Genomic DNA, 26,627 nt, shown 5'->3' with positions numbered 1-26,627 from the left:
CGGCACCGCCGCGGTTCGAGGGCACGGCGCCTGGGTACGTCAACCCTCCGCCGGATTCTCGCGATTGGTGCCCCCGGACCCCTAGCCACAGAGCGTACTCATGTGCTTACCATGAGTGACAAGGGCCAGGATGGGGGCTCTGGCGACACGGCACCATGGATCGCGATAGCGTCACGCGGGTCAGTGGGTCATACGCATCCGCTGTGTCCGCGTTACCGCACCGGTTCCCGGCGGGTTGCCTTCCCCCGGGGCCTTGAGAGAGCTTGTGCCACCTTGGAGGTGAGGGTGTCCCAGATCGCAGGCGAGCCCGGGACCCAGGACTTCGTGGAAGTCCGGCTGCCCGCTGCGGGTGCCTACCTGTCCGTGCTGCGTACGGCCACGGCCGGACTGGCGGCCCGGTTGGACTTCACTCTCGACGAGATCGAGGACCTGCGCATCGCGGTGGACGAGGCGTGCGCGATCCTGCTCCAGCAGGCCGTGCCCGGCTCGGTCCTCAGCTGCGTCTTCCGTCTCGTCGACGACGCGCTCGACGTGACCGTCTCGGCGCCGACGACCGACGGCCGGGCACCGGAGCGCGACACCTTCGCCTGGACGGTGCTCTCCGCGCTGGCCGGCAAGGTCGACTCGTCCGTCGCCGACGACCGGACGGTCTCCATCAGCCTGTACAAACAGCGCGGCGCGGGTCCCGGGCCGGCGTGAGGAACGGGGACGGTCCGGTGCGAGACGAGGAGCGCGAGGAGCGCGGCCCCCGGGCGCTGAGCTCGCCGGAGGGCATCCCGGAACAGCAGGCACGGCCGCACCCGGTGGACGGCCTCGACGACGCGCCCGTGCCGGCGCGTCCGGGGGGCGCCTCCCGGACGGGCCGGCGGGGGAGGGCGGAGCCGATGAGCGAGCAGGCGGACGAGCGGCAGCAGCAGCGTCGCGGCCGGGCCGAGGGGCAGGACCGCCAGGCCGCGGACCGCGGCGGGGCGCGGGACCTGTTCCTGCGGCTGCGGGAGCTGCCGGACGGCTCCCCGGCCCGGGCCGAGCTGCGCAACCAGCTGGTGCGGATGCACCTGCCGCTGGTGGAGCACCTGGCCCGGCGCTTCCGCAACCGCGGGGAGCCGCTGGACGACCTGACCCAGGTCGCCACCATCGGGCTGATCAAGTCGGTCGACCGGTTCGACCCGGACCGGGGCGTGGAGTTCTCCACCTACGCCACCCCGACCGTGGTCGGCGAGATCAAGCGGCACTTCCGGGACAAGGGCTGGGCGGTGCGGGTGCCGCGCCGGCTCCAGGAGCTGCGGCTGTCGCTGACCACGGCCACCGCCGAGCTGTCCCAGCTGCACGGCCGCTCCCCCACCGTGCACGAGCTGGCCGAGCGGCTCGGCATCTCGGAGGAGGAGGTCCTGGAGGGGCTGGAGTCCGCCAACGCGTACTCGACGCTCTCGCTGGACGTCCCGGACACCGACGACGAGTCGCCGGCGGTGGCGGACACCCTGGGCGCGGAGGACGAGGCGCTGGAGGGCGTCGAGTACCGCGAGTCGCTCAAGCCGCTGCTGGAGGGTCTGCCGCCGCGTGAGAAGCGGATCCTGCTGCTGCGGTTCTTCGGGAACATGACCCAGTCGCAGATCGCGCAGGAGGTCGGCATCTCGCAGATGCACGTCTCCCGGCTGCTCGCCCGCACCCTGGCCCAGCTCCGGGAACGGCTGCTGGTCGAGGAGTGATCCGGCCCTTCGGGTACGGGGTCAGGCGCGGGGGCGGATGTTCAGGGCCCGGGTGGTCGTGGGGTGGAAGAGCAGCACCAGCCCGGTGATCGCGAGGGCCCCCAGCAGGATCCCGGCCGGGATGGCGGCGCTGTCCTCCTGGAGCAGCGTCCAGGCCACCGGCAGCGCCATCAGCTGGGTGATCACCGCCGGGCCCCGGCTCCAGCTGCGGCGGCGCAGCAGCCCGCGCGCGGCGATCAGCGGGATGAGCCCGAGGACGATCAGGGTGACGCCGCCGGTCACCGCCTGCGTCATCTTGTCGGGGTGCCCGGTCACGCTGCCCACCAGGACGTACACCCCGCCGGCGAAGAGGGCCAGCGCCTCGGCGGCGGCGATGGCCGCGGCACCGGTCACCCGGGCGGTGCGCCCGGGTGCGGAGTCGTCGGCCGGGTCGGCCAGGGGGTCCGCGTCGGCAGGGGTGCGGTCGGGGGTCTGCTTGGCACTGCTCACCCCCAGAGCGTATCGGCAGGGGGTAGCCGGGCGGGGGCCCGGCCGGGCGGGCTTGGGTTTCGGTACCGCACGGTAGGTAACCTGGCGGGCATGCGCGCACTTCTCGTGGTCAACCCGGCAGCCACCACCACCAGTGCCCGCACCCGTGACGTACTGATCCACGCGCTGGCCAGCGAGATGAAGCTGGAGGCGGTGTCCACCGAGCACCGGGGGCACGCCCGCGACCTGGCCCGGCGGGCCGCCGAGTCCGGGGACGTCGACCTGGTCGTGGCGCTCGGCGGCGACGGCACCGTCAACGAGGTGGCCAACGGGCTGCTGCACCACGGCCCCGACCCGGACCGGCTCCCCCATCTCGCGGTGGTGCCCGGCGGCTCCACCAATGTCTTCGCGCGCGCCCTGGGCCTGCCCAACGATCCGGTGGAGGCGACCGGCGCCATCCTGGACGCGCTGAACGAGCGGCGGGACCGCACGGTCGGGCTGGGACTGGCCTCGGGGACGCCGGACACCGAGGACGAGTCGGTGCCCGCGCGCTGGTTCACCTTCTGCGCCGGCCTCGGCTTCGACGCCGGGGTGATCGGCCGGGTCGAGCAGCAGCGCGAACGCGGCCGGCGCTCCACCCACTCCCTCTACATCCGCCAGGCCGTACGCCAGTTCCTCGGCGAACCGCGCCGCCGGCACGGCACCATCTCGCTGGAGCGCCCCGGGCACGAGCCGGTCGAGGGCCTGGCGCTGTCGATAGTCTGCAACACCTCCCCCTGGACCTATCTGGGCAACCGCCCGGTGTACGCGTCCCCCACCGCGTCCTTCGACACCGCGCTCGACGTGCTCGGACTGGACCGGCTCTCCACCCCTGCGGTCGCCCGTTACGCGACCCAGTTGCTCACCTCCACCCCCGAGCGCGGGCCGCAGGGAAGGCACGCCCTGGCCTTTCCCGACCTGACCGACTTCACCTTGCATTCCAAGGTCCCGATCCCCTTCCAGATGGACGGAGACCACCTCGGCGTGCGTACCAGCGTGACGTTCACAGGCGTTCGCCGTGCACTGCGTGTGATTGTGTGAGTGGAAGGGCCCTTGGCCCTTTATCTCGAACGTACGGACCAGGATCCACCCCATAGAAGTACGTCTGTGACCCACCCGACACCGAGGAATCAAAAAAAATCTTTCGGAGGGGGTTGTATCCGCCTCTGAGGTTTGGGAATCTCTACGTGGCGCTCGGGACGGCCCGCAGGACCGGCCTCCGCTGAGAGCCAGAATCCCTCCTCGAACTCAGGACCTCCACGGTTCCTTCAACCGTCGGCCCTTCCGTTGTCGGGGGATTCGTGAAAGCGTTCACATTCACAAGCAAACCCTGAGTAACACCAAGGAGAGGTAGCAGCCATGGACTGGCGTCACAACGCCGTGTGTCGTGAGGAAGACCCCGAGCTGTTCTTCCCCATCGGCAACACCGGTCCCGCGCTGCTGCAGATCGAGGAAGCCAAGGCTGTCTGCCGGCGTTGCCCCGTCATGGAGCAGTGCCTGCAGTGGGCGCTTGAGTCCGGCCAGGACTCCGGCGTCTGGGGTGGCCTCAGCGAGGACGAGCGACGCGCCATGAAGCGCCGCGCCGCCCGCAACCGGGCGCGCAACGCCAGCGCCTGACCGACGCCACCGCTCCCGGCCTCCGGGCGGCGCCTACAGCGCGTAGGCAACACCCGCCCCCTTCGAGCCGCAGCGCGCAGCAGTAACACCGCAGTACCCCAACAGCATTCGAGCCCCGGCCGCCTGAGACGGCCGGGGCTCGCTGCTGTGCCCGTCCGGGCGCCCGGGGGCTACTTCTGGGGGCGGACGGGGACGTCGAGGACGACCCGGGTGCCGCGCTCCGGGGCCGGGCGCATATCGAAGGTGCCGCCCAACTCCCCCTCCACCAGGGTGCGGACGATCTGGAGGCCCAGGTTCCCGGCGCGCTGGGCGTCGAAGCCCTCGGGCAGTCCCCGGCCGTCGTCCTGGACGGTGATCAGCAGCCGCGCGTCGGCCGCGCGGGCGTCACCGCGTACCGCCGAGACCTCCACGGTGCCCTGCTCCCCCGGGGCGAACGCGTGCTCCAGGGCGTTCTGCAGCACCTCGGTGAGCACCATCGACAGCGGGGTGGCGACCTCCGCCTCCAGGATGCCGAACCGGCCGGTGCGCCGGCAGCCGACCTTTCCGGGGGAGATCTCGGCGACCATCGCGATCACCCGGTCCGCGATCTCGTCGAACTCCACCCGCTCGTCGAGGTTCTGCGACAGCGTCTCGTGCACGATGGCGATCGAACCGACCCGCCGCACCGCCTCGTCCAGCGCCTCCCGGCCCTGGTCGGAGTCCATCCGCCGGGACTGGAGCCGCAGCAGCGCCGCCACCGTCTGGAGGTTGTTCTTCACCCGGTGGTGGATCTCCCGGATGGTGGCGTCCTTGGTGATCAACTCGCGTTCACGCCGACGCAGTTCCGTCACATCGCGCAGCAGCACCAGCGAGCCGATGCGGTTGCCCTTGGGCTTGAGGGGGATGGCCCGCAGCTGGATCACCCCGCCGTTGCCCTCCACCTCGGTCTCCCGGGGCGCGTAACCGCTGGCCAGCTTGACCAGCGCCTCGTCCACCGGACCCCGGGAGGGCGCCAGCTCGGCGGTGATCTGCCCCAGGTGCTGGCCGACCAGATCGGCGGCGAGACCGAGGCGGTGGTACGCGGAGAGGGCGTTGGGCGAGGCGTACTGGACCACCCCGTCCGCGTCCAGCCGCAGCAAGCCGTCCCCGGCGCGCGGGGAGGCGTCCATGTCCACCTGCTGCCCGGGGAACGGGAAGGTCCCGGCGGCGATCATCTGCGCCAGGTCGGAGGCCGACTGGAGGTACGTGAGCTCCAGCCGGCTGGGCGTACGCACGGTGAGCAGGTTGGTGTTCCGGGCGATCACCCCGAGCACCCGGCCTTCCCGGCGCACGGGGATGGACTCCACTCGGACCGGGACCTCCTCCCGCCACTCCGGATCGCCCTCGCGCACGATCCGCCCCTCGTCCAGCGCCGCGTCCAGCAGCGGCCGCCGGCCGCGCGGCACCAGATGGCCGACCATGTCGTCCTGGTAGGAGGTCGGCCCGGTGTTCGGCCGCATCTGGGCGACCGAGACATACCGGGTGCCGTCGCGGGTGGGCACCCAGAGCACCAGATCGGCGAAGGAGAGGTCGGAGAGCAGCTGCCACTCCGACACCAGCAGATGCAGCCACTCCAGGTCGGAGTCGTTGAGAGCGGTGTGCTGGCGGACGAGGTCGTTCATGGAGGGCACGGGAGCGAGCGTACCCGTGCGGGTGAACCGCGCCCCACCCTGGCGGACCCGGCGGGTTCCCCGATCCGGGGTCGTTCGTGAACCTGGTGTTTACCCGGGCCGTGGTGGAGGATGGAGGCTGCCGCCCGCAGGATGGACAGCCCGAATGGTCTAGTCCACAATGGCGGTACAACCGACTTCCACCCTCCCCGCACAGGAGGGTGGACGGGGTCCCGGCGCTCTCTGCCCTGACTGCGCCGAGACCTCTCCAGGCCCGTGGGACCGCACACCCCGCCGGGCCGGGAACTCCGGGCTGCGGTGCCCCGGCGGGCTGAGGGTCCCGCCGACGGCGCCGCGGCCCGCTGTTTTTGAAGTGGCTCGGGCCGGAGCCCCGGAGGCGCCCTTCGCGGGCAGCCCGGGCCGGGGGCCTCGGGGGTGCCCCGCCGAAGTGACCCACCGGCGCCTGGGGCGCCCCCGCGGCGGGGCCCGGCCTGAAGCAGCCCCGGCTGCCGTGCATGTCAGCGCACCGCGCCCCCTGCCTCGTCTCCGCGACCTTCGCCAGGGCTCTGACGGGAGCGGTGGGGACCATGGGGATTAGTCGGGCAGGGGGCTGGTACCCCGCCAGAGAGGGGGCGCGGGCGCCCCGCTCATCGGGGGCGCCAAGGGGCCCCATACACGGAAGCGCCTCTGCTAGATTGGTCTATACCACATGTCATCCAGCTGATCGGCAGGCCCACCGTGGAAGTTGTCATCGTCCCCGACGCCCCGGCAGGCGGCGAGATCATCGCCGAGGGCATCGCCGCCCTGCTGCGCCGCAAGCCCGACGCGCTGCTCGGCGTGGCCACCGGCTCCACCCCGCTGCCCGTCTACGACGCGCTGACCGCGAAGGTGCGGACCGGCGCGGTGGACGCCTCGCGGGCCAGGATCGCCCAGCTCGACGAGTACGTGGGGCTGCCCGCCGGGCACCCGGAGTCCTACCGCTCCACCGTGCTGCGCCAGGTGGTGGAGCCGCTGGGGCTCGGCGAGGACGCCTTCATGGGGCCGGACGGGTCGGCCGAGGACGTGCAGGCCGCCTGTGAGGCGTACGACCGGGCGCTGGCCGAGGCGGGCGGAGTGGACCTCCAGATACTCGGCATCGGGACCGACGGGCACATCGGCTTCAACGAGCCCTGCTCCTCGCTGGCCTCGCGGACCCGGATCAAGACGCTGACCGAGCAGACCCGGGTGGACAACGCCCGCTTCTTCGACGGCGACATCGAGCAGGTGCCGCACCATGTGATCACCCAGGGCATCGGCACCATCCTGGAGGCCCGCCACCTGGTGCTGCTGGCCACCGGCGAGGGCAAGGCGGAGGCGGTGGCGCAGACCGTGGAGGGCCCGGTCGCCGCCGTCGTACCGGCCTCCGCGCTCCAGCTGCACCCGCACGCCACCGTGGTGGTCGACGAGGCCGCCGCCTCCCGGCTGAAGCTGGCCGGGTACTTCCGGCACACGTATGCCGACAAGCCCGCGTGGCAGGGGATCTGAGGTCTGACGCTTACGCGGGTACGAGAGAGGGCCGGGCTCCCCCCACGGGATCCCGGCCCTCTCGGCTGTGCGGCGCCTCGGCGGCGCGACCCGGAGGCGTCAGACGCCTCGGGCGACCACCTCCGCGGCGGCCAGCCCGCAGACCCGGGCGGCGCCGTAGGTGGCGATGTGCAGCGCACCGCGCGGCGGGGCCTGGTTGAGGCCCATCTCGACCACCACCGTGTCCGGGCGGGCGGCCAGCAGGGTGTCCAGGGCCGTGGTCATCCAGCGGTGGCGGTGGGCGTCGCGGAGCACGGCGACGATCGGCCGCTCCCCCGCGTCGGCGAGCACCTGCCCGGCCGCCGTGTCCGGCCCGTACGCGGCGGTGGAGGTGCCGGGCACCAGCCGGGCCAGCTCCGGGCCGAGGCCCCAGGGGGTCTCGTCGCCGACCGCGATGTTCGCCTCCGGGGTGAAGGCGGCGACATGGACCGGGCCGGTGGGCGCGGGCGCGGCGCCGGTGACGGCGAGGGCGCGGCGGGCCGCGACCAGACCGATTCCCGGGGTGGTGGTCGAGTCGGGCGCGACCCCTCCTGCGGTCCGCGCCGGGGCGGTCCCCGGCACGGAAGCCGCGCCCGACTCCGTGGAGGCGCCTCCGGCGGCCCGGTGCGACCGGGTCCAGGAGGCGAGTGCGCGGACCCGCGCCGCCGCGTCGGCGAGCCGCTGCTCGGGCAGCTCTCCGGCGCGTACCGCGGCGACCAGGGCGTCGCGCAGTCGCAGCACGGTGCCCTCGTCGGAGGGTCCGCCGCCGACGCACAGGGCGTCGGCGCCGGCTGCCAGCGCGAGGACGGCGCCGCGCTCCATTCCGTAGACGGCGGAGATGGCCTGCATATCCATGCCGTCGGTGACGATCAGACCGTCGTAGCCCAGTTCCTCGCGGAGCAGTCCGGTGAGGATGCGGGGGCTGAGGGTGGCCGGGCGCTCCGGGTCCAGGGCGGGGAGCACGATATGGGCGCTCATCACCGCCTTGGAACCGGCCGCGATGGCCGCCTTGAACGGGGTGAGTTCGCGGGAGCGCAGGGTGGCCAGGTCGGCGTCGATCCGGGGCATGGCGTGGTGGCTGTCCACGTTGGTGTCGCCGTGGCCGGGGAAGTGCTTGGTGCAGGTGGCCACCCCGGCGGCCTGCATGCCCTCGACGTACGCGACGGTGTGCCGGGCCACCAGCGCGGGGTCGGCGCCGAAGGAGCGGACGCCGATCACCGGGTTGTCCGGGTCGGAGTTGACGTCGGCGGAGGGCGCCCAGTTGAAGTCCACGCCGCAGGCGGCGAGCCGGCCGCCCAGCGCGTACGCCACCTCGCGGGTCAGCGCGGTGTCGTCCACGGCGCCGAGGGCGAGGTTGCCGGGGAAGGAGGAGCCGGTGCGGACCTCCAGCCGGGTGACGTCGCCGCCCTCCTCGTCGATGGCGACCAGGATGTCCGGGTTCTCGGCGCGCAGCCGGGAGGTGAGGGCGGTCACCTGCTCGGCGGAGGCGATGTTGCGGCCGAACAGGGCCACGGCGGCCAGGCCCTCGCCGATCCGGCGCAGCACCCAGTCGGGCGGCGCGTCGGTGCCGTCGAAGCCGGGCTGGAGGACGGTGAGGGCATCCCGGGTGAGGGTGTCGTCGGTGGTGGTGCCCTGAACGAGGGTGGTCACTGGGGCGTCATCCCTTCACGGCGCCGGAGGTGAGACCGGCGGCCATCTTCTTCTGGATGATCATGAAGAACACGACCACGGGCAGCGCGATCATGGTGGAGGCGGCCATCAGGGCCCCGTAGTCGGTACCGCGCTCGGTGGTGAAGGTCATCAGCCACACGTTGAGCGTGTACTTGGAGTCGTCGTTGATCAGGATGTAGGCGAACAGGTACTCGTTCCAGGCGTTGACCAGGGCGAAGATCGAGGCGGCCGCGAGCCCGGGGGCGAGCAGCGGGAAGACCACGCGGACGAAGGCGCCCATCCGCGTACAGCCGTCGACCATCGCCGACTCCTCCAGCTCCACCGGGATGTTGACCACGAAGCCGCGGATCATCACCACCGCGAACGGCAGGGTGGAGACCAGGTAGACCACGATCAGGCCCCAGTACTCGTCCAGTCCGCCCATGGCGTTGAGCTGGGCGTAGATGGGGATGAGCATCGCGGTGGGCGGCAGCATCTGGACCAGGATGAGGACCATCAGCAGGGCCTTGCGCCCGTAGAAGCGGAACCGTCCGATGGCGAGCGCGGCCAGGGTGGCGATGATCATGCCGCCGACCACGGCGGTGACCGAGACGATCAGGCTGGACTGGATCGCGGTCTCGAAGTTCGGCTGCTTCACGGCACGGGTGAAGTTGTCGAAGGTGATCGAGGACGGCCAGAGGGTCTGGTCGTAGGAGCGGATCTCCTGGTTGGGGCGGAGGGCGCTGATGATCAGCCAGTAGACCGGGAAGGCCATCACCACGGCGGTGACCAGGCCGATCACGTCGTAGTGCCAGCGGGACTTGCGGCGGTCCGGACGCAGCCGGGGGCGGTCCTCGGAGGTGGAGGAGGGTGCGGTGGAGGTGCTCATTCGACCTCTCCTGTCTTCATCAGCTGACGCAGGTAGTACACGGCCACCCCGGACAGCAGCACGACGGTGATCAGGGCGATGGCGCTGCCCTGGCTGAACGAGGTGGACTCGAAGGCCTTGGAGAAGGAGTAGAGGCCGAGCGTCTCGTAGTCGGGCTCCGGCTTGTTGCCGCGCAGCAGCCAGATCTGGCCGAAGACGTTGAAGTCCCAGATCACCGAGAGGGTGGCGACCATGGTGAAGACGGGCCGGATCACCGGCCAGGTGACGAAGCGGAAGACCTTGGCGGCGCCGGCGCCGTCCAGGGCGGCGGCCTCCTCCAGCTCCCTGGGCACCTGGGTGAGGGCCGCGTAGAGGGTGATCACCACGAAGGGGATGGCGCCCCAGATGACCAGCAGGGCGATGATGGCGAAGCCCTGCCTGGGGTCGAGGAACCAGTTGTGGCCGAGGAAGTCCTCGCCCGCCACCTTGGCGATCAGGGTGTTGATCAGGCCGTAGTCGGAGTCGGCCAGCCAGCGGAAGATGGAGGCGGCGACCATCAGCGGCATCGACCAGGCGGCGACCAGGGCGAAGGTGAGCACCAGCCGCACCCAGGTGGTCAGCCGGGCCATCAGCAGGGCGAGCAGCAGCCCGATCGCCATGGTGGCGGCCACGCAGACGGCCATGAAGACGACCGTGCGGCCGGTGACCGACCAGAACTCGCCGTCGCCGAGGATGTTGGTGAACTGCTCGAAGCCCACCCAGGGCGGTGCCTCGCCGGTCCACAGCTCCCGGCGCCCCAGGTCCTGGAAGGACATGATGACGGTCTTGACCAGCGGGAAGGCGTAGACCGCGGCGACGGCGAGGATGGCCGGGCCGACGAGCAGATACGGAAGGAGCGCGCCCTTCCGCCGCGGTGGACGGGGGCGGGACTTGCCCGGGGCCGCTCCCAGCGGCGGCGAGGCCGCTTCGGGGGAGCGCGGTACCGGTACCGGAGGACCGGCGGCCTTTTTCTCGGCGACAGTCACCTGGCTGACCTTCCGTGTGTTCGTGCGACCGAAAAGCGGCGGCCGGCGGGGGGCCGGGCCCCTGTGGGCCGGGAGCCCGGCGGGGCCGTGGACGGGGACCCGGGGCCGGGAGCCCGTGGGCTGCGGCCCGAGACCCGTGGGCTGCGGCCCGAGGCCTGTGGGCCCGGGGGTCCTTCGGCCCGTGGCCCGTGTGGACGGCGCCCGCGAGGACAGCGGCCGGCGGGGCCGGGGCCCCGGGGCACGGCCCTGTGGGCCGGGAGCCGGGCGGGCCGCGGACGGGAACCCGAGGCCGGGAGCCCGTGGGCCGGGAGCCCGGTGGGGCCGTGGGCTCCGAACCGGGGCCTGGCGCCCCTGAGTCGGAGCCTCGGTCCCGGGGGCGGGTCGCCCCGCCGGCGCCGGTGGATCCTGGGCCGGCCCCGGGACGGGGGTCCCGGGAGGCCGGCCGCCGCGGGCCGGCCGGAGGCGGGGGACGGGCCCGCCCCGGCCGGCCCGCGGGCTCAGGACTCCTTGTTGATCAGCGCGTTGACCTTCTCGTCGGCCTTCTTGGTCGCGTCGGCCACCGAGGTGCCCTTGAGGATGTCGAGGAGCATGTTCTCCAGGACCTCCTCCTTCTCGATGGAGGTCCAGCCCGGGGCGATCGGGGTGAACCAGGCGTCCGGCACCGCGTTGGCGATCGGCGCGGTCTCCGGCTTGGCCTTCAGCGGCTCCAGCTGCTTGGTGTTGTTGGGCAGGATGTTCTTGCCCGCGAGCACCTCCTGCGACTTCTCGCTGGTGTACATCGCGATCCACTCCTCGGCGAGGTCGGCGGACTTCGACTTGCTGATCACACCGAGGTCCGAGCCGCCGATGAAGGAGGGCAGCGCCTTGCCGTTCGGGCCGGGCATACCGGCCGTGAGGATCTTGCCCTCCAGCTTGGGGTTGCCGTTGTTCTTGCCGTCGATGACCGAGCCGGCCTCCCAGCCGTTGCCGTAGAGCACGGCGGCCTTCTCGTTCGCCATGACGTTGGCGTGGTCCTGCTCGTCCTTGGTCTGGTCGGCCTTGTTGTACTTCTTGACCAGGTCGATGAAGTGCTGGATGCCCTTCTGCGCCTCGGGGCTGGAGAGCGAGGACTTCCACTCCTTGGCGCCCTCGTCGTACTCGGCGATCTTGCCGCCGTACGCGGCCACGTAGGACATCGCGGCGTACCAGTAGCGGCCCGGCAGGTAGAGCGAGGAGAAGCGCTTGTCCTTCTTGCCGTACTCGGCGGACACCTTGTCCATCACCTTGAGGAACTCGTCCTCGGTGGTGGGCAGGGTCTTCGCGCCGCCCTTCTTCAGCATCTCGGTGTTGTAGATGGCGACCCGGGCACCGGCGTAGTAGGGCACGCAGAACTGCTTGCCCTCGTAGGCGCAGGTGTCCTTCAGACCCTGGATCCAGGTGTCGGAGTTGTCGTACTTCTTGGGGTCGATCTCGGCGAGGGCGCCGTTCAGGATGTACGTCATGGTCTCGGTGTTGCCGAGCTCCACGACGTCCGGGAACTTGTCACCGCCGAGCGCGGTGTCGAGCTTCTTGGTCTTGTCCGCCCACTGCTGGTACTGGACGTCGACCTTCACGCCCGGGTACTTCTTGTTGAACTGGGCGTTGACGTCCTTGACGAGCTCCGGCCAGGTGGACTGGGCGTCGACCATCAGCCAGACCGTCAGGTCGCCCTTGCGGTCCTTCGGGTCCTTGGCCGCATCGCTGCCGCCGTCCGAACCACAGGCCGCCACCGACGCCATCATGGCCGCGACACCGATCGCCGCTGCGAGCTTGCGCTTCACGCCACCCTCCTCAAAGGGATGCAGAGTTCCACCCCCACCCCCCGGGATACGCGCGGCATGAGACGGACGCGTGCAAGATCCTGCGTGGGCCTGGGACCTGGCCTTTAGTGGTTTAGACCAGTAACCGGGAGCTTGGCCTAGACCTTTAGGGGTGTCAAGGGTGTATAAGAAGGGCAGTCGGGTCCGTTACGAGACCGACACCTGAGGCGGGGCCCGACCAGCCGTGACCGGTCCGTGCCACCATGTGAGCCAAGTGACGGAGGAGCCGGTGACGGCAACAGCGCAGGAGTCGGGAAGGCGGGTCATGACCACGGACGGGGGCGGCACCGAAGCCGAGAGCGGGACGGCGACCCGCACCGCGCGCGTGCCCAAGTACTACCGGCTGAAGCGGCATCTGCTGGACATGACGCAGACCATGCCGCCCGGCACCCCGGTGCCGCCGGAGCGCACCCTGGCCGCCGAGTTCGACACCTCCCGCACCACCGTGCGCCAGGCCCTCCAGGAGCTGGTGGTCGAGGGCCGGCTGGAGCGCATCCAGGGCAAGGGCACCTTCGTCGCCAAGCCGAAGGTCTCCCAGGCGCTGCAACTCACCTCGTACACCGAGGACATGCGCGCCCAGGGCCTGGAGCCCACCAGCCAGCTGCTGGACATCGGCTATGTGACGGCCGATGACACCCTCGCCGGGCTGCTGGACATCTCCGCCGGCGGGCGGGTGCTGCGCATCGAGCGGCTGCGGCTGGCCAGTGGTGAGCCGATGGCGATCGAGACCACCCATCTCTCCGCCAAGCGCTTCCCCGCGCTGCGCCGCTCGCTGGTGAAGTACACCTCCCTCTACACCGCGCTGGCCGAGGTGTACGACGTGCGCCTCGCCGAGGCCGAGGAGACCATCGAGACCTCGCTCGCCTCCCCCCGGGAGGCCGGGCTGCTCGGCACCGACACCGGGCTGCCGATGCTGATGCTCTCCCGCCACTCCCGCGACGAGAACGGGGAGCCGGTGGAGTGGGTCCGCTCGGTCTACCGGGGCGACCGCTACAAGTTCGTCGCCCGGCTCCAGCGGCCCAACGGCTGACGGTACGAAGACGAAAGGGGCCGCACCCGGACGAACGGGGGCGGCCCCTTTCGGCGTACCCGCTCCCGAGTGAAACGGAACGACACCGTCCGCACCCCGCCGACTCGCGTCAGGGGACCGGTCGAGGCCCCTGCGCGTGCCCGGCGAGATGCGTCCGTTATACGGACGGGGGTTACGCCGGGCGGGACCGGTCGCCTAGATTGCCGACCCATTACCAGCCTGTGACGGGCCGCACAGCGGCAGCTCAGCGAGGGGACGGAGGTGCCGTCATGGCACAGGAGCCGGAGGAGCGGAAGCCGGAGGAACAGGGGCCCAGACCCCCGGGGGACACCGGCGCGCTGCCCGTGGTCACCCCGGTCCGGGTGGTGGTCGCCCTCTGCCTCGCCGCGCCGTTCGCCGCCATGCTCTGGGTGAGCTCGTACGCGCGGGTCGAACCCCGTCTCATCGGGATCCCGTTCTTCTACTGGTACCAGATGGCCTGGGTCGTGCTCTCCACGATCCTGACCATGGCGGCGTACCAGCTGTGGCACCGTGAGCAGCGCGCCCGCAAGGCCGCGCGGCCCGAGCGGTCCGCACAGTCCGAGCGGTCCGCGAAGGGGGGTGCGGCGAAGTGAAGGACGGCGTGAACGGCGTGGCACTCGCCGTCTTCCTCTTCTTCTTCCTGGCCGTCACCGTCATGGGCTTCCTGGCGGCCCGCTGGCGCAGGGCGGAGAACGAGCACAGCCTGGACGAATGGGGCCTGGGCGGCCGCTCGTTCGGCACCTGGATCACCTGGTTCCTGCTGGGCGGCGACCTCTACACCGCGTACACCTTCGTCGCCGTCCCGGCGGCCGTCTACGCGGCGGGCGCGGCCGGCTTCTTCGCCGTGCCGTACACCATCCTGGTCTACCCGCTGATCTTCACCTTCCTGCCCCGGCTCTGGTCGGTCTCGCACAAGCACGGCTATGTGACCACCTCGGACTTCGTCCGCGGCCGGTTCGGCTCCAAGGGACTGTCGCTGGCGGTGGCCGTCACCGGCCTGCTGGCCACCATGCCGTACATCGCGCTGCAACTGGTCGGCATCCAGGCCGTGCTGGACGTGATGGGCATCGGCGGCGGCGAGTCCACGCACTGGTTCGTCAAGGACCTGCCGCTGCTCATCGCCTTCGGTGTACTCGCCGCGTACACCTACTCCTCCGGGCTGCGCGCCCCGGCGCTGATCGCCTTCGTCAAGGACACCCTGATCTACCTCGTCATCGCGGTGGCGATCATCTACATCCCGATCAAGCTCGGCGGCTTCGGGGCGATCTTCGACGCGGCCGGGGACGCCTTCGCCCAGAAGAACCCGGCGACCGGCCAGCCGCGCGGCGCGCTGGTGCCCGGGGAGATGGGCCAGTGGGGGTACGCCACGCTGGCACTGGGCTCGGCGCTGGCGCTGTTCATGTACCCGCACTCGATCACCGCGACGCTCTCCTCGCGCAGCCGGGACGTGATCCGCCGCAACACCACCATCCTGCCGCTGTACTCGCTGATGCTGGGCCTGCTGGCGCTGCTGGGCTTCATGGCGATCGCGGCCGGGGTGAAGGTGACCAACGGGCAGCTGGCCATCCCGCAGCTGTTCGAGGACATGTTCCCGGACTGGTTCGCGGGCATCGCCTTCGCCGCCATCGGCATCGGCGCGCTGGTCCCGGCGGCCATCATGTCGATCGCCGCGGCCAACCTCTTCACCCGCAACATCTACAAGGACTTCATCAAGCCGGACGCCACCCCGGCCCAGGAGACCAAGGTGTCCAAGCTGGTGTCGCTGCTGGTCAAGGTGGGCGCGCTGGTCTTCGTGCTCACCATGGACAAGACGGTCGCCATCAACTTCCAGCTGCTGGGCGGCATCTGGATCCTGCAGACCTTCCCGGCCCTGGTCGGCGGGCTGTTCACCCGCTGGTTCCACCGCTGGGCGCTGCTCGGCGGCTGGGCCGTCGGCATGGTGTACGGCACGGCCGCCGCGTACGGGGTGGCCTCGCCGACCCAGAAGCACTTCGGCGGCTCCTCGGCGGAGATCCCCGGCATCGGCGAGATCGGCTACATCGGCCTCACCGCCTTCGTGCTCAACGCCCTGGTCACCGTGGTGCTCACCTTCGTGCTGCGGGCGGTCAAGGCGCCGGACGGGGTGGACGAGACCCAGCCCTCCGACTACACGGCGGACGCCGGGGACCCGGGCGTCGCCACCGAGCTGCCGGAGCTGGTCGAGGGCCCCGAGGCCGAGAACGGGCAGAGGGGACCGAGCAAGGCCCCGGCATAGGGCCGATGGCCACAGGGGCCACCCGTTTCGCCTACCGCGGGCCGTCGCACCTCCCTCCGGGGAGGCGTGGCGGCCCGCCGCGCTGCACGCTTGCGGTTATGGACATCACCATCAGGGCGGTACGCCCCGAGGAGCACACCGCGCTGGGCGAGGTCACCGCGCGGGCGTACCTGGCCGACGGGCTGCTGGAGTTCGGCGAGGCCGACGAGTACCTGGTCGCGCTGCGCGATGTGGCGCGCCGGGCCGCCGAGGCGGAGGTGCTGGTCGCCGTGGACGACACCGGGCGGGTGCTCGGCGGGGTGGCCCTGGCGGCCGGGGCGGGGGCGGATCTCGCCGGGGCGGGCGAGGCGGAGATCCGGATGCTGGCGGTGGACCGCGAGGCGCGCGGCCGGGGCGCGGGCGAGGCGCTGGTGCGGGCCTGCGTCGACCGGGCCCGGGCGGTGCCCGGTTGCCGGCGGGTGGTGCTCTCCTCGCATCTGGCCATGGCCGCCGCCCAGCGCCTCTACCGCCGGGTCGGCTTCGACCGCACCCCCGCCCGCGACTGGGCGCCCCTCCCCGGCGTCACCCTGCACACCTACGGCCGGGACGTCTGAACGCAGTCGGCAAGGGCACTCGGACGGCCGCGAGGGGGCCATCCGGGTGGCCCGGCGCCACGCCCCGGTCCGGGCGCGCCCCGTGCGGCCCCGGCCTCCGCGGCCGGTCGCCCAGGTGCCCCTTGGCCTGTTCCCGCAGGGTGGCGGGGGCGGACACCACAGGTGTGCGGATGGACACGACTTGTACGGGCCGACACAACATCTGGGGGGTGCTTTCGCGAGCGCCCACCAGATGTATGCTCATTCCTGCTGTCGCCGCAGGGGAATCCGGTGTGAATCCGGAACTGTCCCGCAACGGTGAAACCGGTGTGTTTCCGCCCCGGTACGCGCCCCCAAGCCGTACCGGCCCGGGCGCGCCGTGAGTCCGACGACCTGCCGGCAGCACACTCGGACCGACCGGCCCGGGTGTCCAGACGTCCGGGCCTCGCGGAGTGGGCCGGTGGACGCGAGCCGTGCTGCCCTGTGCCCGGGCAAGCCGCTCTCGCGCTCCCCGCCGCCACGCCATCGAGGCCCCGAGCCGAGCGAGGGAGAGCCCCACGTGACCATCGCGCCAGCCGATCCGGCCTCACGCGTCACGGAACCGGAGCAGACCGCGGGGGTGAGCGCCGACGGTCCCGGTACCGCGCTGCTGCGCACCCTGACCGACCTCACCGCCGACCTGCCCGACACCGACCCCGGCCGGGTCGCCGCCGCCGCGCTGCGTGGCCGGCACGCCGGCTCGGACGAGGCGGAGCTGCGGGAGCTGGCCACCGAGGCCGCCGCCGGGCTGATCTCCGAGGACCCCGCCTACTCGCGGCTCGCCGCCAGGCTGCTGACCCGGACCATCGCCGAGGAGGCGGCCGGCCAGGGCGCGGTGTCGTTCTCGGCCTCGGTGGCGGTGGGGCACCGCGAGGGGCTGATCGCCGACCGCACGGCCGCGTTCGCGGCGCTGCACGCGGACACCCTGGACGCGCTGATCGACCTCGGCGCCGACGACCGCTTCGGCTACTTCGGGCTGCGCACCCTCTACTCCCGCTATCTGCTGCGCCACCCGATCACCCGCAAGGTGATCGAGACCCCGCAGCACTTCATGCTCCGGGTCGCCGCCGGTCTCGCCGAGGACGACTCCGTACGCGCGGTGGACGAGGTGGCCTCCCTCTACCGGCTGATGAGCCGGCTGGACTACCTGCCGTCCTCGCCGACGCTGTTCAACTCCGGTACCCGGCACCCGCAGATGTCCTCCTGCTACCTGCTGGACTCCCCCGCCGACGAGCTGGACTCGATCTACGACCGCTACCACCAGGTGGCCCGGCTCTCCAAGCACGCCGGCGGCATCGGCATCGCCTACTCCCGTATCCGCTCCCGCGGTTCGCTGATCCGGGGCACCAACGGGCACTCCAACGGCATCGTGCCGTTCCTGAAGACGCTGGACGCCTCGGTGGCGGCGGTCAACCAGGGCGGGCGGCGCAAGGGCGCGGCCGCGGTCTACCTGGAGACCTGGCACGCGGACATCGAGGAGTTCCTGGAGCTGCGGGACAACACCGGCGAGGACGCCCGGCGCACCCACAACCTCAACCTGGCGCACTGGATCCCGGACGAGTTCATGCGCCGGGTCAACGCCGACCAGCCCTGGTCGCTGTTCTCCCCGGCCGACGTGCCGGAGCTGGTGGATCTGTACGGCGAGGAGTTCGACGCCGCCTACCGCAAGGCGGAGGCCGCCGGGCTGGCCCGCAAGACCATGCCGGCGCGTGAGCTGTACGGCCGGATGATGCGCACCCTGGCGCAGACCGGCAACGGCTGGATGACCTTCAAGGACGCCTCCAACCGGACCGCCAACCAGACCGCCGAGTCCGGCGCGGTGGTGCACTCCTCCAACCTGTGCACCGAGATCCTGGAGGTCACCGACGACGGCGAGACGGCCGTCTGCAACCTCGGCTCGGTCAACCTCGGCGCCTTCGTCAAGGACGGGGACATCGACTGGGAGCGGCTGGACGCCACCGTGCGCACCGCCGTGACCTTCCTCGACCGCGTGGTGGACATCAACTTCTACCCGACCGAGCAGGCCGGCAACTCCAACTCCAAGTGGCGCCCGGTGGGTCTGGGCGCGATGGGCCTCCAGGACGTCTTCTTCCAGCTGAAGCTGCCGTTCGACTCCCCCGAGGCGCGGGCGCTCTCCACCCGGATCGCCGAGCGGATCATGCTCGCCTCCTACGAGGCCTCCTGCGACCTCGCGGAGCGGCACGGCCCGCTGCCCGCCTGGGAGAAGACCCGGACCGCGCGCGGGGTGCTGCACCCGGACCACTACGACGTGGAGCTGAACTGGCCGGAGCGCTGGACGGCGCTGCGCGAGCGGGTCGCCACCACCGGGATGCGCAACTCGCTGCTGCTGGCGATCGCCCCGACCGCGACCATCGCCTCCATCGCCGGTGTCTACGAGTGCATCGAGCCGCAGGTCTCCAACCTGTTCAAGCGCGAGACCCTGTCGGGTGAGTTCCTCCAGGTCAACGCCTACCTGGTGGCCGAGCTGAAGAAGCTCGGCGTCTGGGACGCGCAGACCCGTGAGGCGCTGCGCGACTCCAACGGCTCGGTGCAGGGCTTCACCTGGGTGCCCGAGGACGTCCGGGCGCTGTACCGCACGGCCTGGGAGATCCCGCAGCGCGGCCTGATCGACATGGCCGCCGCCCGCACCCCGTTCCTGGACCAGTCGCAGTCGCTGAACCTGTTCCTGGAGACGCCCACCATCGGCAAGCTGTCGTCGATGTACGCGTACGCCTGGAAGCAGGGTCTGAAGACCACGTACTACCTGCGCTCCCGCCCGGCCACCCGGATCGCCCGCGCCGCCGGCGGCCAGACCCCGGCCGCCGCCACCGCGCCCACCGGCACCGCCACCATCCCCGTGCAGCAGGCCGCCGACCCGGACGCGGTCGCCTGCTCCCTTGAGAACCCCGAGTCCTGCGAGGCCTGCCAGTGATGAGCACCACGAACGAGACCCAGAAGAACCTGCTCGACCCGGGCTTCGAGCTGACCCTGCGTCCGATGCGCTACCCGGACTTCTACGAGCGCTACCGCGACGCCATCAAGAACACCTGGACCGTGGAGGAGGTCGACCTCCACTCCGACGTGGCCGACCTCGCCAAGCTGTCCCCGGGCGAGCAGCACATGATCGGGCGGCTGGTGGCCTTCTTCGCCACCGGTGACTCGATCGTCGCCAACAACCTGGTGCTGACGCTCTACAAGCACATCAACTCCCCCGAGGCGCGGCTGTACCTCTCGCGCCAGCTGTTCGAGGAGGCCGTGCACGTCCAGTTCTATCTGACGCTGCTCGACACCTACCTCCCCGACCCGGAGGACCGCGCGGCGGCGTTCGACGCGGTGGAGAACATCCCCTCCATCCGCGAGAAGGCCCAGTTCTGCTTCAAGTGGATGGACTCCGTCGAGAAGATCGACCGGCTGGAGACCAAGGCCGACCGCCGCCGCTTCCTGCTGAACCTGATCTGCTTCGCGGCGTGCATCGAGGGCCTGTTCTTCTACGGGGCCTTCGCCTACGTCTACTGGTTCCGCTCGCGCGGCCTGCTGCACGGCCTGGCCACCGGCACCAACTGGGTGTTCCGCGACGAGACGATGCACATGAACTTCGCCTTCGAGGTCGTGGACACCGTCCGCAAGGAGGAGCCGGAGCTCTTCGACGAGGAGCTGACCCAGCAGGTCACCGACATGCTGAAGGAGGCCGTGGAGGCCGAGCTCCAGTTCGGCCGCGACCTGTGCGGTGACGGCCTGCCCGGCATGAACACCGAGTCGATGCGCGAGTACCTGGAGTGCGTCGCCGACCAGCGCCTCCAGCGCCTGGGCTTCGCCCCGGTCTACGGCTCGCAGAACCCGTTCTCGTTCATGGAGCTCCAGGGCGTCCAGGAGCTGACCAACTTCTTCGAGCGCCGCGTCTCCGCCTACCAGGTGGCGGTGCAGGGCTCGGTGGACCTGGACGAGGACTTCTGAGGGTCCGCTGTACGAAGAAGGCCCGCTCCCTGGACGAGGGGGCGGGCCTTCTTTCGTATACGCCGGTCAGTCGTTGGCGACGACCGGGTAGCGCGGGGTGCCCTCGGCCATCTGCTTCAGGGCGTCCTTGCGCTCCCGCTTGGAGAGCCGGTCGATGTACAGGTACCCGTACAGGTGGTCCGTCTCGTGCTGGAGGCAGCGGGCGAAGTAGCCGGTGCCGCGCACCCGGATCGGGTTGCCCTGGACGTCCTGGCCGCGCACCGAGGCGTAGTCGGGCCGGGCCAGCGAGGCGTACGCGGTCGGCACCGAGAGGCAGCCCTCGTTGGAGTCGTCCAGCACCCGCAGCTCGGGGGCCAGCTCGTCCAGCACCGGGTTGCACACCACACCCGTGTGCCGCACGCCCTCGTCGTCCGGGCAGTCGTAGACGAAGACCTTCAGGTCCACCCCGATCTGGTTGGCGGCCAGGCCCACGCCCTCGGCGGTGCGCTGGCTGGCGAACATGTCGTCCACCAGCCGGGCCAGCTCCTCGCCGAACTCGGTGACGTCCTCGCACTCCTTGTGCAGCACCGGGTTGCCGACGACCGTGATGGGGCGGGAGGTGCCGCGCTCGCGGTGGGCGGCCTCGCGCTCCTCGCAGTCCTCGGTGTCGATGACGAAGCCCTCGTCGTCCACCCGCAAAGCCGTCTGCTGCTCCGCCATGTCCGCCACTCGCGCCTTTCTGGATCTCGGAAGCCACCGCCGGTGGCCGGGACCGGTCCGCGGTGAGCGTGTGCCCGTACAGCCTAGTCCGTACGGGACGGCCCGGACGGGCCGTCCCACCCCGAGGGGCCGGGCCTCAGCAGACCTCTTCCAGGTCCCGCCACTCGCGGCTGTCCGGGCTGTCGGCGACCCAGCCGTCCAGCAGCCCACGCACCAGTCCGGGCGGGGCGGCGATCCCGCACTCCCGCTCCGGCACCCACAGCTCGCCCGGCGAACGGTGGCCGAGCGGCCCCGGGTGCCCCGGCTCGCTGCGGTCGTGCGGGTCCAGGTGCTCGCCCTCGCCCTCGGCCGCCGGCATGGTCGACTCCGAGCACGACCGGCACAGCAGCCGCACCGAGGACGACCAGTCCTCGGCCGCGAACCCGGCGTCCGCCGCCAGCGTCTCCAGCGCGTCCCGGTCCGCCTCGGTCGCCGCCTCCAGCAGCACCACCCAGGTCGGCACCGGCGAGGGCGCCCAGAGCTCGATCTCGTCGAACACCGGGAAGCTGTGGCCCGCGCCGGTGGTCCGCTCGCCGTGCGGGACGCCGTCGTGCAGCACGACCTCGCCCCAGCGCCGCCCGGAGGACGGCAGCGGCACCGACAGCACCTCGATCCGGGCCGGATCCAGCCGCCGGCCCCACACCACCTCGGCCTCGCCCTCCGGCGACAGCCGCACCGCGGCGCTGCCCAGCTCCATCCCGGCCGGCTCCCCGCCGGTGACCGCCGACCCGGGCACCTTCAGTCCGTACGCCTGCCAGGCCCGGCGCGCCAGCGGCCAGTCCTGGAGCGCGGTGGCCGCGATCCCCACGTTCCACCAGTCGGGTGCCCCGGCCTCCTTGTCCAGCAGCGCGACCGCCCGCAGCCCCGCCGTACGGGCCTGCTCCCAGTCATGCCGGAACTTGTGCAGCAGCGCCAGGTTGAACCACGACTCCGAGAGCCAGGGCTCCAGATCGGCCGCGCGCGTCAGCAGCGCGCCCGCGTCCTCGTACCGCCCGTCCCCGATCAGCGTGAACGCGCGGTCGGTGGCCTGCCGCCACGAGGCGGAGGGCCGATGCCGTACCTTCCCGAAGATCCTCACGATTCCCGCCTGCCGGTCGCCGAGGGTCTCTGCCCCCGAACACCCTCTTGTTCGCATCCAACCATGCCCGGCAGGACGCCCGCTCATTACCCATGGGTTACCCCAATCTCCGGCGGCAAGCTCGCCGCCGGGGCGCTTTAGGCGACTGCCGACGGTCGACGTGCTCGGTCGCTCGTGCCTCGCTCCCTGCGCGCGACTCCCTTTCGGCAGCCGCGCGCCCCTTTGGCTCGCTTGCCGCGCAGAGGGGACCGCGGTCGTCCCGGAGACCGTGGCTCGCCCTGAACACGGCGGCGAAACGTTCCGTACATCTTGACGAGTTGTTTGGTTCACGCCAATCTGAGAGCGCTCTCAGAGCGCTCTCGTCTCCCCACGGCGCGGGCCTCTCCCCCCACGACCTCGTCATGCCGACGAGGAGGTAACCCATGCCATCAGCAAAGAAGTTGCTTCTCTCCGCAGCCGCCGCGGCGCTCTGCGCCGCGGGGCTGACCGCCACCGGCACCTTCGCCGAGAAGGCGGACGCCGCCCAGGAGCCCGCCAAGGCCGCCGCCCAGGCCGTCCCGGCCACCATCCCGATCACCTTCACCAACAACTCCAGGCGCAGCCAGCCGGTGTACCTCTACAACCTGGGCACCGACCTGGCCAGCGGGCGCCAGGGCTGGGCGGACGCGGGCGGGACCTTCCACCCGTGGCCGGCCGGCGGCAACCCGCCCACCCCGGCGCCGGACGCCTCCATCGCCGGGCCCGCCAACGGGGGCTCGGTGACCATCCGGCTGCCGAAGTTCTCCGGCCGGGTCTACTTCTCGTACGGGAAGAAGCTGGACTTCCGGCTCACCACCGGCGGGCTGGTCCAGCCGGCCGTGCAGAACCCCTCCGACCCCAACCGGAACACCCTGTTCAACTGGTCCGAGTACACGCTCAACGACGGCGGGCTGTGGATCAACAGCACCCAGGTCGACATGTTCTCCGCCCCCTACGCGGTCGGGGTCAAGGGCGGCGACGGGGCCGTCCGCACCACCGGCCACCTCAAGCCCGGCGGCTACCGCGGGGTGATCGACGCGGTGCGCAACCAGCCGGGCGGCTGGGGCGGGCTGATCCAGAACGGACCGGACGGCTCGGTGCTCCGCGTGCTCTCCCCCGGCCACGGCGTGGGCACCGGCGCGCTGCCGGCCACTGTCATGGACGACTACATCAACCGGGTGTGGAGCAGGTACGCCGGCTCCACACTCACCGTGACCCCGTTCGCCCACCAGCCGGACACCAAGTACTTCGGCCGGGTCTCCGGCGGGGTCATGAACTTCACCGACGGCTCCGGCCGGGTGGTCACCTCGTTCCAGAAGCCGGACGCGGACAGCGTGTTCGGCTGCTACAAGCGGCTGGACGCCCCCAACGACCAGGTGCGCGGACCGATCTCGCGGACCCTGTGCGCGGGCTTCAACCGCACCACGCTGCTGACCAACGCCAACCAGCCCGACTCCTCGTCCGCCGGCTTCTACCAGGACGCCTCGACCAACCACTACGCCAAGGCGATCCACTCCCGGATGGCCGACGGCAAGGCGTACGCGTTCGCCTTTGACGACGTCGGCGCGCACGAGTCCCTGGTGCACGACGGCAACCCGCAGCAGGCCTACGTCACCCTGGACCCGCTCGACTGACCAGTCCCGGAGCCATCCGGGCGTCCCGAGACGGCTCGGCCCACCGCGCGGCGGCGCGGTGGGCCGGGCTCTCGTGTGCGGGGGGGCCTACTCCTGGGTGGTGGGCGAGATCTCGTGGTCCGGCACCGGCTCCCCGGCGCGGATCAGCTCGATCCGGCCCATGACCTTGGCCCGCAGGTCGCTCGGCACGTCGTCATGGCCGCAGCACCGCTTGACCAGCTTCTTCACCGCCTGCTCCAGCCCGTACTTCTCCAGGCACGGCGAGCACTCCCCGAAGTGCACCTCGAACTTGGTGCAGTCGCTGTCGGGCATCTCGCGGTCGAGGAACTCGTACAGGTGGTCCAGGATCTCGGAGCACTCCGTCTCGTGCGGCTCTCCGCAGCTCATGAGCCCGAGCCCTTCCGGTCGTTCGACTCCCCGGCGCCGGCGGGCACCAGCCCGCGCTCACGGGCGTAGTCCTCCAGCATTCCGCGCAGCTGGCGCCGTCCGCGGTGCAGTCGGGACATCACGGTGCCGATGGGGGTCCCCATGATGTCCGCGATCTCCTTGTAGGCGAAGCCCTCGACATCGGCGAGGTAGACCGCGATCCGGAACTCCTCCGGGATGGCCTGGAGGGCCGACTTCACATCGGAGTCCGGCAGGTGGTCCAGCGCCTGGGACTCGGCGGACCGCAGTCCGGTCGACATATGCGACTCGGCACGGGCGAGCTGCCAGTCCTCGATCTCCTCGGCCGCGCTGCGCTGCGGTTCCCGCTGCTTCTTGCGGTACGAGTTGATGAAGGTGTTGGTGAGGATGCGGTACAGCCAGGCCTTGAGGTTGGTGCCCTCACGGAACTGGTGGAACGAGCCGTACGCCTTGGCGTAGGTCTCCTGCACCAGGTCCTCGGCGTCGGCCGGGTTGCGCGTCATGCGCAGCGCCGCGGAGTACATCTGGTCCAGGTACTCCAGGGCGTCCCGCTCGAAGCGCGCGTTGCGCTCGGCCGCGGTCTCCTCGTGGCCGCCGTCGGTCCCCGTGTCGGTCCCAGTGACCGGACCCACCTCCTCCAGCGCTGCGGTGGCGAGACCCGGTGCGGACCCGCTCGAATCGGAGAATAGTCGACCTTCCGCCGACCGTCCTTTCCGATTCGCTCCGCCCGGCGTGCGGCCGGGCGCGGTGCGCGCCGAGGGCAGCACCACCCGGACCGCGTCCGCGGCGGCCTCCGGGCGACTCGGGCAGATGGTCGAACCCATGCGTCGGACTCCCTACTCCTGGTGGTGTGTCTGCTACGGCGGCCGGCGCCCCCGCGCACCGACGTCCCCGTCAACACCTCGCCTGCTGTCGGCATTCCCCGCGAGGGCGGTCACAGGCCGCCCACCCACTCCGCCACCCGCCCGGTGATCACGGCCAGGGCCTGGTCCTGACCGACCGGCGCCCGCTTGGGCACCGCGAAGCCGTGGTCCGCGTAGGGCACCTCCACCAGCTCATGGCCGCCCTCGGGGAACTCCGCCGGGCGGCCGAACGGGTCCGCCGCGCCCTGCACCACCAGCACCGGCACCCCGCCGCCGGCGCCGAGCAGCTCGGCGGCCCGGCTGCTTCCCGGGCGGCCCGGCGGGTGGAGCGGGAAGGAGAGCGCGAGCACCGCGTGGGCGCCCAGCTCGTGCGCGGTACGGCAGACGACCCGGGCCCCGGCGCTGCGTCCGCCGGCCACCACCGGGCGCCCGGCCGCCCGCAGCGCGGGCCACAGGTCCCGCCAGGCCTCGTCGAGCCGCTTGGGCGCCGGGGCGAGCTTCCTCCCGGCGACCCGCCAGGGCTGCTCCACCAGGGCGACGCTCACCCCGGCGGCGGGCAGCGCGGCGGCCAGCGCCACCAGGTCCCGCGCCTCGACGCCGCCGCCCGCGCCGTGCCCGAGGGCGAGGACCAGCGCGGCGCCGGGGGCCTCGTACCAGGTGATCCGGGCGTCACCGCCCCCGGTGGGGACGGTCTCGGTGCGGGGCGGAGGTGTCGTGCTCATCCGGCCATCCTGCACCGCCGGACTGCGGGGAGGCGGGATTCAGAAGAGGGTCTGCTCCTCCGGGGCGGGCAGCTCCTCCAGCAGCTCGGGGCCGTTGTTGCGGACGTTGCTGACGGCGGTGGTGACCGGGTAGGCGCGCATCAGGCCCTCGGGCGGCGGGCTGAGCAGTTCGCGCAGCTCCTCGCCGCCGGTGCGCGAGGGGTCGAGCCAGGCGTCCCAGCGGTCGGGGGTGAGCATCAGCGGCATCCGGGGGTGGATGTCGGCCAGCGAGCGCGGGCCCTCGGCGGGGGCGACCCCCAGCGGGCCGGTCTCCGCCTCGGTGGTGATCACCGAGCAGGTCACCCACCAGGCGCTGGGGTGGTCGTCGGGCAGGGTGCGGTCGCGCCAGAACTCGTACAGCCCGGCCAGCGCCAGCACCGAGCCGTCGGCGGGGGTGACGAAGTAGGGCTGCTTGCGGGGCCGCTTCTTCCTGCCCTCCACCTCCAGCTCGCGCTCCTGGGTGCCGGTGACCCACTCGTAGTAGCCGTCGGCGGGCAGCAGGCAGCGGCGCTCGGCGAAGGCCCGCCGGTAGGAGGGCTTCTCATGCACCGTCTCGGCCCGGGCGTTGATCAGGCGGGCGGCGCCCTCGGGGGTCTTGGACCAGGAGGGGACCAGGCCCCACTTCAGGGTGCGCAGCTGGCGGACCGGGCTCCTGTCCTCGGCGCCCTTCACCGGGCGCTCCAGGACGGCGTAGACCTCCTTGGTGGGGGCCACGTTGTAGTCGGGCGCCAGGGTCTCCTCGGGCTCCCACTTCTCCACCTCGAAGACCCCCGCCAGGTCCTCGGGCTTGCGGCTCGCCGCGTACCGTCCGCACATCCCGCTCTCCACCCCTCCGTGTCGTCGCCCTTCGAGCGTACGGGGCCGGGCCTCCGCCCCTAC

General features: G+C 71.7%; 24 protein-coding genes and 1 riboswitch. Of the genes, 12 read left to right on the top strand and 12 right to left on the bottom strand.

Going from position 1 to position 26,627, the window contains the following annotated elements; translation table 11 throughout:
• The first annotated feature begins 285 nt into the window (after positions 1-285).
• Positions 286-699 carry an ATP-binding protein gene (locus M1O15_RS08165; RefSeq protein WP_105868145.1) on the top strand — a complete coding sequence of 138 codons (414 nt, stop codon included), beginning with the start codon at positions 286-288 and terminating at the stop codon, positions 697-699.
• The gene (locus tag M1O15_RS08160) at positions 696-1,706 is read left to right on the top strand and encodes an RNA polymerase sigma factor SigF (RefSeq protein ID WP_372499397.1); all 1,011 of its coding nucleotides are present in this window, start codon (positions 696-698) and stop codon (positions 1,704-1,706) included. Before M1O15_RS08165 ends, M1O15_RS08160 begins: the two co-directional genes overlap by 4 nt.
• 21 nt (positions 1,707-1,727) lie before the next feature.
• Here M1O15_RS08160 and M1O15_RS08155 read toward each other — a convergent pair whose 3' ends face one another.
• Positions 1,728-2,195 carry a hypothetical protein gene (locus tag M1O15_RS08155; protein ID WP_248632595.1) on the bottom strand — a complete coding sequence of 156 codons (468 nt, stop codon included), beginning with the start codon at positions 2,193-2,195 and terminating at the stop codon, positions 1,728-1,730.
• Between the two features lie 90 nt (positions 2,196-2,285).
• Here M1O15_RS08155 and M1O15_RS08150 point away from each other — a divergent pair, with 90 nt between their 5' ends.
• Entirely contained in the window at positions 2,286-3,254 is a 969-nt protein-coding gene (locus M1O15_RS08150; RefSeq protein WP_248632594.1) for a diacylglycerol/lipid kinase family protein, read from the top strand.
• A gap of 318 nt (positions 3,255-3,572) precedes the next feature.
• Positions 3,573-3,830: a WhiB family transcriptional regulator gene (locus tag M1O15_RS08145; protein WP_003953983.1), complete on the top strand. Its 258-nt coding sequence runs from the start codon at positions 3,573-3,575 to the stop codon at positions 3,828-3,830.
• Between the two features lie 170 nt (positions 3,831-4,000).
• On the opposite strand, the gene M1O15_RS08140 is transcribed toward M1O15_RS08145, so the two are convergent.
• Positions 4,001-5,470, bottom strand: coding sequence for a PAS domain-containing sensor histidine kinase (locus tag M1O15_RS08140; protein WP_248632773.1), 1,470 nt, complete (start codon positions 5,468-5,470; stop codon positions 4,001-4,003).
• A gap of 726 nt (positions 5,471-6,196) precedes the next feature.
• Between M1O15_RS08140 and nagB the strand changes: the two genes are divergently transcribed.
• Complete coding sequence (gene nagB, locus M1O15_RS08135; protein WP_248632593.1) at positions 6,197-6,982, top strand: glucosamine-6-phosphate deaminase; 786 nt, start codon at positions 6,197-6,199, stop codon at positions 6,980-6,982.
• A gap of 99 nt (positions 6,983-7,081) precedes the next feature.
• On the opposite strand, the gene M1O15_RS08130 is transcribed toward nagB, so the two are convergent.
• The 4 genes from M1O15_RS08130 to M1O15_RS08115 form a co-directional block, all read right to left on the bottom strand.
• The gene (locus M1O15_RS08130) at positions 7,082-8,650 is read right to left on the bottom strand and encodes a glycoside hydrolase family 3 protein (protein ID WP_248632592.1); all 1,569 of its coding nucleotides are present in this window, start codon (positions 8,648-8,650) and stop codon (positions 7,082-7,084) included.
• 7 nt (positions 8,651-8,657) lie between these two features.
• Positions 8,658-9,539: a carbohydrate ABC transporter permease gene (locus tag M1O15_RS08125; RefSeq protein ID WP_248632591.1), complete on the bottom strand. Its 882-nt coding sequence runs from the start codon at positions 9,537-9,539 to the stop codon at positions 8,658-8,660.
• Positions 9,536-10,543 (bottom strand): carbohydrate ABC transporter permease, encoded by a 1,008-nt coding sequence (locus M1O15_RS08120; protein WP_248632590.1) that lies wholly within the window; start codon positions 10,541-10,543, stop codon positions 9,536-9,538. The genes M1O15_RS08125 and M1O15_RS08120 overlap by 4 nt, the downstream gene beginning before the upstream one ends.
• A gap of 497 nt (positions 10,544-11,040) precedes the next feature.
• A complete protein-coding gene (locus M1O15_RS08115; RefSeq protein WP_248632589.1) occupies positions 11,041-12,342 on the bottom strand; it encodes a sugar ABC transporter substrate-binding protein in 1,302 nt (433 codons plus the stop codon).
• 304 nt (positions 12,343-12,646) lie between these two features.
• Between M1O15_RS08115 and M1O15_RS08110 the strand changes: the two genes are divergently transcribed.
• From M1O15_RS08110 to M1O15_RS08085, 6 genes are all read left to right on the top strand, one after another.
• Entirely contained in the window at positions 12,647-13,411 is a 765-nt protein-coding gene (locus M1O15_RS08110; protein ID WP_248632588.1) for a GntR family transcriptional regulator, read from the top strand.
• A 269-nt stretch (positions 13,412-13,680) separates the two neighbouring features.
• Entirely contained in the window at positions 13,681-14,025 is a 345-nt protein-coding gene (locus tag M1O15_RS31335) for a DUF3311 domain-containing protein (protein ID WP_282576454.1), read from the top strand.
• The gene (gene mctP, locus M1O15_RS08100; RefSeq protein WP_248632587.1) at positions 14,022-15,686 is read left to right on the top strand and encodes a monocarboxylate uptake permease MctP; all 1,665 of its coding nucleotides are present in this window, start codon (positions 14,022-14,024) and stop codon (positions 15,684-15,686) included. The genes M1O15_RS31335 and mctP overlap by 4 nt, the downstream gene beginning before the upstream one ends.
• A gap of 98 nt (positions 15,687-15,784) precedes the next feature.
• Positions 15,785-16,279, top strand: coding sequence for a GNAT family N-acetyltransferase (locus M1O15_RS08095; protein ID WP_248632586.1), 495 nt, complete (start codon positions 15,785-15,787; stop codon positions 16,277-16,279).
• 236 nt (positions 16,280-16,515) lie between these two features.
• Positions 16,516-16,673: riboswitch (cobalamin riboswitch) on the top strand.
• 144 nt (positions 16,674-16,817) lie between these two features.
• On the top strand, positions 16,818-19,229 hold the full coding sequence (locus tag M1O15_RS08090) for a ribonucleoside-diphosphate reductase subunit alpha (protein ID WP_372499395.1): 2,412 nt from the start codon (positions 16,818-16,820) through the stop codon (positions 19,227-19,229).
• Positions 19,229-20,251 carry a ribonucleotide-diphosphate reductase subunit beta gene (locus M1O15_RS08085; RefSeq protein ID WP_248632585.1) on the top strand — a complete coding sequence of 341 codons (1,023 nt, stop codon included), beginning with the start codon at positions 19,229-19,231 and terminating at the stop codon, positions 20,249-20,251. The genes M1O15_RS08090 and M1O15_RS08085 overlap by 1 nt, the downstream gene beginning before the upstream one ends.
• Positions 20,252-20,317: 66 nt before the next feature.
• On the opposite strand, the gene def is transcribed toward M1O15_RS08085, so the two are convergent.
• Positions 20,318-20,950, bottom strand: coding sequence for a peptide deformylase (def, locus tag M1O15_RS08080; RefSeq protein WP_248632584.1), 633 nt, complete (start codon positions 20,948-20,950; stop codon positions 20,318-20,320).
• Between the two features lie 136 nt (positions 20,951-21,086).
• Entirely contained in the window at positions 21,087-22,067 is a 981-nt protein-coding gene (locus M1O15_RS08075; RefSeq protein WP_248632583.1) for a tetratricopeptide repeat protein, read from the bottom strand.
• A gap of 422 nt (positions 22,068-22,489) precedes the next feature.
• Between M1O15_RS08075 and M1O15_RS08070 the strand changes: the two genes are divergently transcribed.
• On the top strand, positions 22,490-23,719 hold the full coding sequence (locus M1O15_RS08070; RefSeq protein ID WP_248632582.1) for a glycoside hydrolase family 64 protein: 1,230 nt from the start codon (positions 22,490-22,492) through the stop codon (positions 23,717-23,719).
• Between the two features lie 87 nt (positions 23,720-23,806).
• Here M1O15_RS08070 and rsrA read toward each other — a convergent pair whose 3' ends face one another.
• The 4 genes from rsrA to M1O15_RS08050 all read right to left on the bottom strand — a co-directional run bounded on the left by rsrA (position 23,807) and on the right by M1O15_RS08050 (position 26,564).
• Positions 23,807-24,106 (bottom strand): mycothiol system anti-sigma-R factor, encoded by a 300-nt coding sequence (rsrA, locus tag M1O15_RS08065; protein ID WP_248632581.1) that lies wholly within the window; start codon positions 24,104-24,106, stop codon positions 23,807-23,809.
• Complete coding sequence (locus M1O15_RS08060) at positions 24,103-24,756, bottom strand: sigma-70 family RNA polymerase sigma factor (protein ID WP_248632580.1); 654 nt, start codon at positions 24,754-24,756, stop codon at positions 24,103-24,105. Before M1O15_RS08060 ends, rsrA begins: the two co-directional genes overlap by 4 nt.
• A 302-nt stretch (positions 24,757-25,058) precedes the next feature.
• Positions 25,059-25,709 (bottom strand): alpha/beta hydrolase family protein, encoded by a 651-nt coding sequence (locus tag M1O15_RS08055; protein WP_248632579.1) that lies wholly within the window; start codon positions 25,707-25,709, stop codon positions 25,059-25,061.
• A 39-nt stretch (positions 25,710-25,748) separates the two neighbouring features.
• The gene (locus tag M1O15_RS08050; protein ID WP_248632578.1) at positions 25,749-26,564 is read right to left on the bottom strand and encodes an SOS response-associated peptidase; all 816 of its coding nucleotides are present in this window, start codon (positions 26,562-26,564) and stop codon (positions 25,749-25,751) included.
• Positions 26,565-26,627 lie beyond the last annotated feature (63 nt).

The sequence above is a fragment of the Streptomyces lichenis genome (assembly GCF_023218175.1).
Lineage (GTDB): Bacteria > Actinomycetota > Actinomycetes > Streptomycetales > Streptomycetaceae > Streptomyces > Streptomyces lichenis.
This window is presented reverse-complemented; position numbering and strand designations above follow the sequence as displayed.